This window comes from Streptomyces sp. NPDC047079, from assembly GCF_040643755.1.
Classification (GTDB): Bacteria; Actinomycetota; Actinomycetes; order Streptomycetales; family Streptomycetaceae; genus Streptomyces.
Genome location: NZ_JBEYUZ010000038.1, coordinates 1 through 11,363, shown reverse-complemented (window position 1 = coordinate 11,363; position 11,363 = coordinate 1). Strand labels below are relative to the sequence as shown.

Here is an 11,363-nt window from a genome sequence, read left to right as displayed (position 1 = left end):
GATGTGTCGTACCCCACACTGGGTTCCGGTGCCTGAGTCCCCGGAGCGCGGCCGGCCCGTCCACGGCGGGTCCGACACCCCCGCGGTTCCGCTCAATGACTACGGGATGGCCGGCGGGCGGTCCACCGGTCGCATCCCCGACGTACCGCTGCCGCATGCCCTGGCAGCGACACTCCTGGAGGTCGCCCCCGTGCAGACCCAGACCCTGGCAGAGACCGAGATCGCCAACGACGACCCGGACGCCGACAGCGACGTTCTCACGGCGGTGCCGCCGCAGAGCCGGCTCGCGCACCACCCCGAGACGGAGGCCGAACCTCAGGGCCCGCCCGGGACGGAGGAACCCCCCGAAGACTCCGAACCCCTCGAAGCCCTCGGGCCCCCCGAGCCCGGCGAGGCCGCGGCCGAGCCCGCCGAACCACTCCGCGGGCACGCCGACACCGGCGGCCCCTCTTCGGACCTGTTCCGCCAGTACCTGCGGGAGATCGGCCGCATCCCCCTGCTCACCGCCGCCGAGGAAGTAGAACTCGCCCGCCGCGTCGAGGCCGGCCTGTTCGCCGAGGAGAAACTCGCCCGCACCCCCGACCTCGACACCGAACTCGCCCTGGACCTGGACCGGCTGGTGGTCATGGGGCGGATGGCCAAGCGGCGGCTGATCGAGGCCAACCTGCGGCTCGTCGTCTCCGTCGCCAAGCGGTACGTCGGCCGCGGGCTGACCATGCTGGACCTCGTCCAGGAGGGAAACCTCGGCCTGATCAGGGCCGTCGAGAAATTCGACTACGCCCGCGGCTACAAGTTCTCCACGTACGCGACCTGGTGGATCCGCCAGGCCATGTCCCGCGCCCTGGCCGACCAGGCACGCACCATCCGTGTCCCGGTGCACGTCGTCGAACTCATCAACCGAGTCGTCCGCGTCCAGCGTCGTATGCTCCAGGAACGCGGCTACGAACCGACACCGGAAGAGGTCGCCGCCTATCTGGAGCTGTCCGCCGAACGCGTCATCGAGGTACTGCGGCTCGCCCAGGAGCCCGTCTCGCTGCACGCCCCCGTCGGCGAGGAGGACGACGTGGCCCTCGGCGACCTCATCGAGGACGGGGACGCCGCGAGCCCGGTCGAGTCCGCCGCGTTCCTGCTGCTGCGGGAGCACCTCGAGGCGGTGCTCTCCACTCTCGGCGAACGCGAACGCAAGGTCGTGCAGCTGCGCTACGGCCTCGCCGACGGCCGTCCCCGCACCCTGGAGGAGATAGGCCGCATCTTCGGCGTGACCCGCGAACGCATCCGCCAGATCGAGTCCAAGACCCTGAACAAGCTCCGGGACCACGCGTTCGCGGACCAGCTGAGGGGCTACCTCGACTGAGAGGGGCCGCTCGCGAGGAGCGGCCCCCAGGGATCAGTCGACCTCCGCGACCGCCTGCGCGAACTGTGCCTTGTACAGACGCGCGTACGCCCCGTCGGCCGTCAACAGCTCCTCGTGCGAGCCCTGTTCCACGATGGAGCCGTTCTCCATCACGAGGATCGTGTCCGCGTCCCGGATGGTCGACAGCCGGTGCGCGATGACGAAGGACGTCCGTCCGTGCGCCAGCTTCGCCATGGCCTTCTGGATCAGCACCTCGGTCCGGGTGTCGACGGAGCTCGTCGCCTCGTCCAGGACCAGGATCACCGGGTCCGACAGGAACGCCCGCGCGATGGTGATCAGCTGCTTCTCGCCCGCGCTGACACCCGTGCCCTCGTCGTCGATCACGGTGTCGTAGCCGTCCGGCAGCGTACGGACGAACCGGTCCGCGTGCGCCGCCCGCGCGGCCTCCTCGATCTCCCCGCGCGTGACCTCGCGCGCGGCCCCGTACGCGATGTTCTCCGCGATGGTCCCCCCGAACAGCCAGGTGTCCTGGAGCACCATCCCGATCCCGGACCGCAGTTCGTCCCGGGACATCTTCGCGATGTCGATCCCGTCGAGCGTGATCCGCCCGCCGGTGACGTCGTAGAACCGCATCAGCAGGTTCACGAGCGTCGTCTTGCCGGCTCCCGTCGGGCCGACGATCGCGACCGTGTGCCCCGGCTCCACCGTCAGCGACAGGTTCTCGATGAGCGGCTTCTCCGGGTCGTAGCGGAACGACACGTTGTCCAACGCGACCCGCCCGCGCAGTTCCTCGGGACGCACACCCGGCACCGGATCCGCCCCCTGCTCCTCCGCGTCCAGCAGCTCGAAGATCCGCTCCGCCGAGGCGACACCGGACTGCACGAGGTTCGCCATCGACGCGACCTGCGTCAGCGGCATCGAGAACTGCCGTGAGTACTGGATGAAGGCCTGCACATCACCGATGGACAGCGCACCCGACGCCACCCGCAGACCGCCGACCACGGCCACCAGCACATAGTTGAGGTTCGACACGAACATCATCAGCGGCTGCATCACACCGCTGTTGAACTGCGCCTTGAATCCGGCCTCGTACAGCTGCTCGTTCTGCTCGGCGAACTGCCGCGCCGACTCCTCCTGCCGCCCGAACACCTTCACCAGCGTGTGCCCGGTGTACATCTCCTCGATGTGCGCGTTCAGCCGGCCGGTGGTGCGCCACTGCTGCACGAAGTGCGGCTGCGACCGCTTGCCGACGCGCGTGGCCACGACGAAGGAGAGCGGCACCGTCACCAGCGCCACCAGCGCCAGCAGCCACGACACCCAGAACATCACCACGAGCACGCCCACGATCGTCAGCAGCGAGTTGATGAGCTGCCCCATCGACTGCTGGAGCGTCTGCCCGATGTTGTCGATGTCGTTGGTGGCGCGGCTGAGCACCTCACCGCGCTGCCGCTTGTCGAAGTACGACAGCGGAAGCCGCGACAGCTTCGCCTGCACGTCCTCCCGCAGACGGTAGACAGTCTTGTTGATGGCCCGGTTGGACAGACGGGTGGAGACCGCCATCAGCAGGCCGGCCACCAGGAACGTGCCGAGCGCCAGCAGCAGGACGTTCCCGACGGCACCGAAGTCGATGCCCTTGCCCGGGGTGAAGTCCGTGCCGGAGAGCATGTCGGCCATGCCGCCCTCGCCCCGCTCGCGCATGGACGCGAGCACCTGCTCCTTGCTGAGCCCGGAGGGCATCTGCCGGCCGATGATCCCGGCGAAGACCAGGTCGGTGGCCCTGCCGAGGATCTTCGGCCCGATCACGGACAGCCCCACGCTCAGCACACCGCAGGCCAGCATCGCGAACATGGTGGCGCGTTCGGGTTTGAACTGGGAGAGGAGTCGTTTACCCGACCCCTTGAAGTCCATCGAGCGCTGGTCGGGGCCGCCCCCGCCCATCATGCGTCCCATGGGCCCGGCCATCAGGCAGCCTCCGCTTCCGTCAGCTGGGAGAGCACGATCTCCCGGTAGGTTTCGTTGTCCGCCATCAGCTCGTGGTGGCGACCGGTGCCGACGACCCGGCCCTCGTCGAGGACCACGATCCGGTCGGCGTCCCTGATGGTCGCCACACGCTGGGCGACGATGACGACGGTCGCCTCGGCGGTCTCCCGGGTGAGCGCCGCGCGCAGGGCGGCGTCGGTCGCGTAGTCGAGCGCGGAGAAGGAGTCGTCGAAGAGATAGATCTCCGGGCGCTGCACCAGGGTGCGGGCGATGGCCAGGCGCTGCCGCTGGCCGCCCGAGACGTTCGTCCCACCCTGTGCGATGGGGGAGTCGAGGCCGTTCTCCAGCTTCGACACGAACTCCTTGGCCTGCGCCACCTCCAGCGCGTGCCACAGCTCCTCGTCGGTGGCGTCCGGATTGCCGTACCGCAGATTGGTGGCGACCGTTCCGGCGAACAGGTACGGCTTCTGCGGCACGAGCCCGACCGTCTTCGCGAGCAGCGTCGGGTCGATCTCCTGGACGTTCACGCCGTCCACGAGCACCTCGCCCTCGGTGGCGTCGAACAGGCGGGGGATCAGCCCCAGCAGGGTGGACTTGCCGCTGCCGGTGGAACCGATGACGGCCGTCACCTCACCCGGTCGCGCCACCACCTCGATGTCCTTGAGGACCGGCTCCTCGGCACCCGGGTAGCGGAACCCGGCGGCGCGGATCTCCAGATGTCCGTGGCGGCGCAGCTCGACCACCGGCGCGGTGGGCGGCACGACGCTCGACTCGGTGCCGAGCACCTCCTCGATGCGCTCGGCGCACACCTCCGCGCGCGGCACCATCATGAACATGAAGGTCGCCATCATGACGGACATCACTATCTGCATCAGATAGGCGAGGAACGCGGTCAGGTCGCCGATCTGCATGCCGCCGCTGTCGATGCGGTGCGCGCCGAACCAGACGACGGCGATCGACGAGAAGTTCACCACGGTCATCACCAGGGGGAACATCAGCGCAAGCGTGCGGCCGGTGCCCAGGGACACTTCGGTCAGCTCGGTGTTGGCGCCCCGGAAGCGGTCCTTCTCGTAGTCGTCGCGGACGAAGGCGCGGATCACCCGGTTGCCCGAGATCTGCTCCCGCAGCACCCGGTTCACCGTGTCGAGGCGGACCTGCATGCTGCGGAACAGCGGGCGCAGCCGGCGCACGATCAGCGTCACGGAGATGCCGAGCACGGGCACCACGGCCACCAGGACGCCGGACAGCGGCACGTCCAGACCGAGCGCCATGACGATGCCGCCCACGCACATGATCGGCGCCGACACCATCAGGGTGAACGTCATCAGGGTGAGCATCTGCACCTGCATCACGTCGTTCGTGGTGCGGGTGATCAGCGAAGGCGCCCCGAAGTGGCCCACCTCACGCGAGGAGAACGACTGCACCCGGTCGAAGACGGCGGCCCGGATGTCCCGGCCGACGGCCGACGCGGTTCTGGCGCCGTAGTAGACGGCGCCCATGTTGCAGACGACCTGTCCGAGGGAGACGGCGATCATCAGGCCGCCGAAGGTCAGGATGTAGCCGGTGTCCCCCTTCACGACACCCTGGTCGATGATGTGGGCGTTGAGGGTGGGCAGATACAGGGTGGCGCAGGTTTGCAGGAACTGAAGCAGGACCAGCAGGACGATGGGTTTTCTGTATGGGGCCAGGTGGGCCCTCAGAAGTCGTATGAGCACGCGGAATCTCTCGGAGTCGCAGAAGGACGGCGGAGCGGGCGGTGATGCACCACCCCCTATCGTCGGACACTCCACCCGCGTTACCTCAACCGATTAATCCGACGGCGAAGCCGACGCGTCCCGTATGCCCCGGGGCGCCCTCGGTGTCGTAGGCGTCACACGGCCGGGGGTGTCCGGCGCCGTGCCCTGCCGATCAGCCCCCGGGCGGCCGGTGAGCTGACGCCGGATCAGTCCGGGGCCGGCCTACGAACGGAACGCCCCCGGATGCGTCTGCTCGCGTACCGACACGTACTGCTGGCGTACGGCCTGGCCTACGGCCAGCTCCTCCCCGGGCTCCAGGACCTGCGCCGCCGCGCCCTGCCAGGGGGGCGGCGTGCGCGGGTCGAGGGTGCCCTGCGACACGCCGAGCGACCAGGCCGCCTGCCGAGCGGCGCCGACCGCCGCGTAGTCGGCGGGCTGGGGCACCACGACCTGCACTCCGAACAGCGCGGGCGCCGCCGCCTGTACGGCGGGCAGCTCCGCGGCGGCACCGAGCAGGAAGATCCGCCGCACCTCGACTCCACGTCCGCGCAGCACGTCCAGCGCGTCCGCGAGCCCGCACAGCATCCCCTCGAACGCGGCCCGCGCCAGGTGCTCGGGCCTCATCGACTCGCGGCGCAGCCCGGCCAGGGTGCCCGCGGTGTGCGGCAGGTTCGGGGTCCGCTCGCCCTCCAGATAGGGCAGGAGCACCAGTCCGTGGGAACCGGGCGTCGACTTCATGGCCAGTTCGGACAGGGACTCCAGGTCGGGCACGCCGAGGAGTTCGGCGGTGCCGCGCAGGGTGCGCACGGCGTTGAGCGTGGTGACCACCGGGAGGTGCATGCCCGTGGCGTCCGCGAGCGAGGTGATCATCCCGGAGGAGTCGACGAGCGCCTCGGGGTGCACGGCCATCACGGATCCGGAGGCGCCGAGCGAGACGACGGCGTCACCGAGCCCGATGCCGAGGCCGAAGGCGGCGGCCATGGTCTCGCCGGTGCCCGCGGAGATCAGCAGACCCTCCGGTGTCATACCCGCCGCCTCCGCCGGGCCGAGCACCTCGGGGAGCGCGGCCTGGTGGCCGAGCGCCAGCTCGACGAGGTCGGTGCGGTAGGTGCCGGTCGCGGCCGACCAGTACCCGGTCCCGGAGGCCCCGCCGCGATCGGTGGTTCTTCTCAGGGGCCGCCCGAGCAACTGCCACACCAGCCAGTCGTGGGCTTGCAGCAGTGCGGCCGTGCGCCGCGCGTTGTCGGGTTCGGTCTTGGCGAGCCAGCGCAGCTTGGTCACGGGCTGGGCGGCCTGCGGGACGCACCCGACGGCCTCGGCCCAGGCCTGCCGTCCGCCGAGGGCGTCGATGAGGTCGGCCGCCGCGACCTGCGCCCGCTTGTCGCCGCCGACCAGCGCGGGCCGCACGGTGGCGCCCTGGGCGTCGAGCGGGACGAGCGCGTTCTGCTGCGCGGAGACGCCGATGGCCTGCACGCCCTCAAGGAGTCCGCCGCCGGCCGCCTCCCCCAGGGAGAGCAACCAGGCCTGCGGATCGACGTCGGAGGGGCGGCCTCCGCCACGCTCGGCTCCGCTCGCGCGGGCGGTGCCCCCGGCCTCGGGGCTCTCCACCGGATGCGGTGCATATCCCTGCCTGAGCACGGCCCCGGTGTCCGTGTCGCAGACGACGATACGAGTGAAATCGGGTGAACTGTCCAACCCGGCGACTATCCCCATGACGGAAATTCTGCCGTACGGAGGGGGGTGGACGTGTCGTCCCGGGAGGGCGGAGACCTCTCCCGGGACGGTGCCGCCGCCGACCGCCCAGGGAGTGCCCCCGGGGGGTGCGGTCCGGTGGTGGCCGGGACGCGGATGATGCGAGGCGGCGGGTGTTGCCGATGCGGCCGCTGATGCGGTGCGGTCAGGTGTTGCCGGTGCGGTGTCGCGTGCCGACGGGGGTCAGGTGTTGCTGGTGCCCCAGTCGTCGGCGCCGCTCCCGTTCCGTTCCCGCAGTGAGCGGACCCGGCCGGCGACCGAGTCGGGCATACGGTCGCCGACCTTGTCGCTCACCGCGTGGAACGCCTTCCCGGCGATCTCGCGCCCCTGCTGGGCGGCCGTCTCGGCGGTGTTGCGCACGGCGGGGTTCTGCGCGACCTGACGGGCGGACTTCTTCAACTGCTCGTAACGCTCGCGTCCGGCTCGTGTGCCGAGCACATAGCCAAGGACAAGCCCGGCGACGAATGTGAGCCGATAGCGCATGACGGCCATCCTTCCCTTGCGTCTGCGTCGTCCCTTGGGCGGGCATCCGGCGCGGCGGGTACTGATTGGCGGAGCACCCCCCTGCTTGCGCTAATGTATGTGTCGCAGCGAGCGCGCGCCCCCTGGCGGATACCCAGGGAGGTACGTTCGATGCAGCGAGGCATTCCTCCGTAGCTCAATTGGCAGAGCAGCCGGCTGTTAACCGGCAGGTTACTGGTTCGAGTCCAGTCGGGGGAGCTCGATCCTCCGTAGCTCAATTGGCAGAGCAGCCGGCTGTTAACCGGCAGGTTACTGGTTCGAGTCCAGTCGGGGGAGCGTCTGAACGAGGACCCCTCAGGGGTCCTTTTTCATGTCCGCATCTCTGTCCGTCGGAACCGTCACGCCTACGGCGGAGTCCTCAAGGTCATGTGTAGCCGACCATCCGAAGCAGGAGATCGTATGAGCGGCTATGCTGCGGCAGACGGCGCGCACACATGTATGCGACGCGCCGTGATGGGGCGGTAGCTCAGCCGGTTAGAGCAGCGGACTCATAATCCGTCGGCCGTGGGTTCGAGTCCCACCCGCCCCACCGAAGCCTGTGGGTGCAGGAACGTTTTCACCTGCGCCTCAGCGTCAGCCCCCTTCTTGCGGAGGGGGCTTCGTCGTCTCAGGTGATCGTTAGCTCAGTCGACGCTCAACCGAGATGCAGACGATCAAGACATGAAGCAGCCCCAGCCGGGTCGGGGGTTCCAGCTGGGGCCGTCAGTTATCCACGGGCTTGGATGATCAACGTGCCTACGGTTCTCGGCCCGGGTGGCGCCGGCAGAACCGTCGCGTGCACGTCCGTGTAGCCGTACTCCTTGAGCATGCGCTCCCACACGTCGGGCTCGTAGTCCCACCGCTTCACCACGGCGGGGTCCTCGTCGGGGCCGCGCGGGATGTACGAGGCCTGGCAGCCGTAGCAGCCCTCGACGGGCGGCCGCTGGGAGAACGCCAGCCTGCCGCCAGGGCGCAGCCGCTCACGCACCACCGGCAGCAGCCGGTCGGGGTCCGTGAACCACAGTGCCCCGTACACCGAGTAGACCGCGTCGAACGGCTCGTCGGCCTCCTGCATGAACGCGACGGCCTCGGCCTGGTGCAGCTCCAGACCCGGCATCTGCCCCCACCGCTCGCGGGCCGCGCGCAGCTGCGCGGGAGAGACGTCTACGCCGACGGCCTGCACGCCGAGGGTGGCCAGGTGCGCGGCGTTGCCGCCCTTCCCGCAGCCCAGATCCAGGACGCGGGCGCCCGCCTCGACCTCAAGGAGTTCCACGCCGGGTCCGTGTTCGGGGTACTGCGTCCAGTTGAACCAGGTCGTCTCGCCGCGGGCGTTCGTCGGCCGGCGCTCGGGCCGCTGTCGTGAGTAGGTGTCCCAGGCGATCGCCGTGTCTGTCACGTCTTGCTCCGCTCATAGGGCCAGCCGCCCGGCTGTGACACCGGACGGCTGGAGTGTCTTACAGATGGCGCTGGGATGTCAGCCCTTCTTGGGGCTGTCGTGGCATCCGGAGTGGCACTGGCTGCACTCGGCGGACGCTCCCCACAGCTCGGCGTCCACCGTGTACCCGGCCGCGCGGATCGCGGTCAGGGTGCGTTCCCGGGTCTCCTTGGCGCCGCCCGGCAGTTCCTCGTCCTCGTCGGTTGGGACGTGGTGGACGAACCGGCCGACGACCCGCTGGCAGAAGTCGGCGTAGTCGGCGGTGTGCAGGATGAAGGCGTGCCAGCCGAAGTCGACCAGCATGCTCGGGGCGAGGGACTGGCCGGGCTGCTGGCCGGAGGCGGCGATGAACGCGGCCGCCTGGCCGACGATGCGGCGCGCGGTCGCCTCGTCGATTGTCGGGTGGTCGATGGTGATGCGGCGCGCGAGCCGGTCGGTCACCTCCGGGTCGACGAGGGTGAGCGGGTCGGTGGCGCTCACGGGACGTTCCATTGCGATGGTCACGTGATTCCTCCTGTTGCGGATGAGTGCCTCAGGTGAGAGGCGGTTGAACCCACCCGCCCCATTGCTCACGGGGTACGGGACGGGTGGGGGTCTGAGGGTGGCGGCCCGAGGCGCAGGCGGCGCAGGCGTAGACCTCGGTGTCGAGGACGTGGGCACCGGACCGGCCGCGGGAGATGCCCGCGCTGACGGCGCCGTGCCACAGCGGCTTGCCGCACCAGCAGCAGGCCCGCCCGGCGTACTGCTCGGCGTTCAGATGGCTGGTGGGCGGCGGCGTCGGCCGGGTCATCGGCTCGTCCCTAACTGCGCCCACAGCCCGGACTCGTCGGTCGTCATTCCGGCGCGGTCGGTCAAGCCGTTGACGAGCGTCCAGCCGGGTCCGTGGCTGTAGATCAGGGGCAGCGGGTCAGTGCCCTGCGCGGTGATGCGGATGCGGGATCCGGCGGTGGAAAGCGTCATCTCGATGGCGGGGGCGCCTGCGCCGAGGACTGCAACGAACAACTCGTCGGCGATGAGCGGGGCGTCCGGGTGCTTCACGCGGCCAGCCGTCCAGAGGCGGACGTGCGCTGCCTCAACGGGCTCGCCCTTGAACGCCTTTTGCCACGTGTGACCCGATTCAGGCATGGGTGTACCCCGCAAATGGATGGCTATCTGAGTACGGATAGTGCTTATCTGTACTCAGATTGTCGCGGCAGTTGGCGCTGGTCAAGAGGGGCGGGAGAGTATGTGTACTCAGATTGACGCGATCACTTGGAACGGTGGTACGGCAGTGGCCCAGCCCGAGTACCTGCGCATCGCCGCTGAACTGCGGCAGCGCATCGCCTCCGGCCAACTCGCTCCGGGCGACCAGCTCCCCACGCTGCCCGCCCTGTGTGCGACATATGGCGTATCCGAGACCACCATCCGCAACGCGCTCCGGCTCCTCGCCACAGAGGGCCTCATCGAGACCCGAGCCCGTGCGGGCACGCGGGTACGCCCGCGTCCGCCCATTCACCGCATGGCTGCTGACCGCTACCGGTCGACGCCGGGTGCCAAGTCGACGCCGTACACGAGGGATCAGGGCATCGGCTGGTCCGAGTACCGGCTCGACAAGAGGTTCGAGCGCGTCCAGGCGGATGCCGAGCTGGCGGCACTGTTCGAAGGGGAGGTTGGCGAACGGCTGCTCGCCCGGCACTTCGTGTTCTACGACAACGACCAACCCACACAGATGAGTACGTCCTACGTGCGCTGGTCCGACGTCGCCGGTACGCCAGTCGCCGACCCGATCAACGAGCCATGGCCAGGCGGTACCCGCGCGCAGCTGGCAACCCTCGGCATCCGCGTAACGAAGATCATCGAATCGTTCACCTCGGGCATGCCCACCGAACTCGAGGCGGCGACGCTCCGCATTGGCGCCGGCGTTCCCGTCCTGCGGTACACCCGCAAGCACATCGCCGACACTGGCCGGATCGTCGAGGTCGCCCATCCGATCGTGCGCCGCGGCGACACCACCATCGTCGACTTCCGCATCGAACTCGACGACTGAGCCTGGGCATGACGAAACGCCCCCTGCACAGCCCGCGATGGGGCCGTGCAGGGGGCGTCATCATGCGTACTGGCGGCGTTGCGGGTCGAGGCCCATACCGAGCAGGCCGCCGTTCTTCTTCTCCGGCTGCGGGGCGCCGTCGCGCCGGCAGACCAGAGCGTCCGGGTCCCAGGGTGGGGCCTGCAGGGAGTAGCCGTCCGGGCAGGTCTGGCCGTCCTTGCCGTCCGCCCCGTCCTTCCCGTCGGCGCCCGGCGGGCCTTGGGGGCCAGTCGGCCCCCGCTCGCCCTGCGGTCCTTGGGGCCCGGCCGGTCCGGTGGCGCCGTTGGTGCCGGGAGCGCCGGTCTGACTGGCGCCGTTCGCGCCGTTCGCGCCGTCCTTGCCCGGCGCGCCGGATGGTCCGGTCGGCCCCTCGGGCCCGGGCGGGCCTTGCTCGCCCTGGGGCCCCTGAGGGCCGACCACGCTCTTGCCCGGCTCGCCGCGGCTGCCGGGCGGCCCGGCGACGGGCTTCGCGCCCAGCTGCTGCACCTGGCGGGCGAGCGCGTCACGGGCCTGGTTCGCTGTGTGCAGCTCGGCCGACAG

At 70.0% G+C, this 11,363-nt stretch carries 11 protein-coding genes and 3 tRNA genes; 5 read left to right on the top strand and 9 right to left on the bottom strand.

Going from position 1 to position 11,363, the window contains the following annotated elements; genetic code table 11:
* The first annotated feature begins 28 nt into the window (after positions 1-28).
* A complete protein-coding gene (locus ABZ823_RS28695; protein ID WP_361665755.1) occupies positions 29-1,354 on the top strand; it encodes an RNA polymerase sigma factor in 1,326 nt (441 codons plus the stop codon).
* Between the two features lie 33 nt (positions 1,355-1,387).
* Here the strand turns inward: ABZ823_RS28695 and ABZ823_RS28690 are convergent, their stop codons facing one another.
* The 4 genes from ABZ823_RS28690 to ABZ823_RS28675 all read right to left on the bottom strand — a co-directional run bounded on the left by ABZ823_RS28690 (position 1,388) and on the right by ABZ823_RS28675 (position 7,305).
* Entirely contained in the window at positions 1,388-3,316 is a 1,929-nt protein-coding gene (locus tag ABZ823_RS28690; protein WP_361665754.1) for an ABC transporter ATP-binding protein, read from the bottom strand.
* The gene (locus ABZ823_RS28685) at positions 3,316-5,049 is read right to left on the bottom strand and encodes an ABC transporter ATP-binding protein (RefSeq protein ID WP_361665753.1); all 1,734 of its coding nucleotides are present in this window, start codon (positions 5,047-5,049) and stop codon (positions 3,316-3,318) included. Before ABZ823_RS28685 ends, ABZ823_RS28690 begins: the two co-directional genes overlap by 1 nt.
* Positions 5,050-5,292: 243 nt before the next feature.
* Positions 5,293-6,783: an FGGY family carbohydrate kinase gene (locus tag ABZ823_RS28680; RefSeq protein ID WP_361665752.1), complete on the bottom strand. Its 1,491-nt coding sequence runs from the start codon at positions 6,781-6,783 to the stop codon at positions 5,293-5,295.
* A gap of 222 nt (positions 6,784-7,005) precedes the next feature.
* On the bottom strand, positions 7,006-7,305 hold the full coding sequence (locus tag ABZ823_RS28675) for a YtxH domain-containing protein (protein ID WP_361665751.1): 300 nt from the start codon (positions 7,303-7,305) through the stop codon (positions 7,006-7,008).
* Between the two features lie 164 nt (positions 7,306-7,469).
* Here ABZ823_RS28675 and ABZ823_RS28670 point away from each other — a divergent pair.
* The 3 genes from ABZ823_RS28670 to ABZ823_RS28660 all read left to right on the top strand — a co-directional run bounded on the left by ABZ823_RS28670 (position 7,470) and on the right by ABZ823_RS28660 (position 7,873).
* Positions 7,470-7,542: transfer RNA gene (locus tag ABZ823_RS28670), tRNA-Asn, on the top strand.
* 5 nt (positions 7,543-7,547) lie between these two features.
* Positions 7,548-7,620: transfer RNA gene (locus ABZ823_RS28665), tRNA-Asn, on the top strand.
* A gap of 179 nt (positions 7,621-7,799) precedes the next feature.
* Positions 7,800-7,873 (top strand) — tRNA-Ile (locus tag ABZ823_RS28660).
* Positions 7,874-8,050: 177 nt separating this feature from the next.
* Here ABZ823_RS28660 and ABZ823_RS28655 read toward each other — a convergent pair.
* The 4 genes from ABZ823_RS28655 to ABZ823_RS28640 all read right to left on the bottom strand — a co-directional run bounded on the left by ABZ823_RS28655 (position 8,051) and on the right by ABZ823_RS28640 (position 9,796).
* A complete protein-coding gene (locus ABZ823_RS28655; protein ID WP_361665750.1) occupies positions 8,051-8,719 on the bottom strand; it encodes a class I SAM-dependent methyltransferase in 669 nt (222 codons plus the stop codon).
* A gap of 78 nt (positions 8,720-8,797) precedes the next feature.
* Positions 8,798-9,262: a hypothetical protein gene (locus ABZ823_RS28650; RefSeq protein ID WP_361665749.1), complete on the bottom strand. Its 465-nt coding sequence runs from the start codon at positions 9,260-9,262 to the stop codon at positions 8,798-8,800.
* Between the two features lie 28 nt (positions 9,263-9,290).
* Entirely contained in the window at positions 9,291-9,548 is a 258-nt protein-coding gene (locus ABZ823_RS28645) for a hypothetical protein (RefSeq protein WP_361665748.1), read from the bottom strand.
* Entirely contained in the window at positions 9,545-9,796 is a 252-nt protein-coding gene (locus tag ABZ823_RS28640; protein ID WP_361665747.1) for a hypothetical protein, read from the bottom strand. Before ABZ823_RS28640 ends, ABZ823_RS28645 begins: the two co-directional genes overlap by 4 nt.
* 232 nt (positions 9,797-10,028) lie before the next feature.
* On the opposite strand from ABZ823_RS28640, the gene ABZ823_RS28635 reads away from it, so the two are divergent.
* Positions 10,029-10,784 carry a GntR family transcriptional regulator gene (locus tag ABZ823_RS28635; RefSeq protein ID WP_361665746.1) on the top strand — a complete coding sequence of 252 codons (756 nt, stop codon included), beginning with the start codon at positions 10,029-10,031 and terminating at the stop codon, positions 10,782-10,784.
* A gap of 60 nt (positions 10,785-10,844) precedes the next feature.
* Here the strand turns inward: ABZ823_RS28635 and ABZ823_RS28630 are convergent.
* Positions 10,845-11,363 (bottom strand): collagen-like protein (locus tag ABZ823_RS28630; protein ID WP_361665745.1); only part of this gene is annotated, 519 nt, incomplete at its 5' end.

Coding starts and splice junctions, on each gene's coding strand:
- ABZ823_RS28675 (WP_361665751.1), bottom strand. CDS start 7,305: ATGCGCTATCGGCTCACATTCGTCGCCGGGCTTGTCCTTGGCTATGTG.
- ABZ823_RS28645 (WP_361665748.1), bottom strand. CDS start 9,548: ATGACCCGGCCGACGCCGCCGCCCACCAGCCATCTGAACGCCGAGCAG.
- ABZ823_RS28690 (WP_361665754.1), bottom strand. CDS start 3,316: ATGGCCGGGCCCATGGGACGCATGATGGGCGGGGGCGGCCCCGACCAG.
- ABZ823_RS28680 (WP_361665752.1), bottom strand. CDS start 6,783: ATGGGGATAGTCGCCGGGTTGGACAGTTCACCCGATTTCACTCGTATC.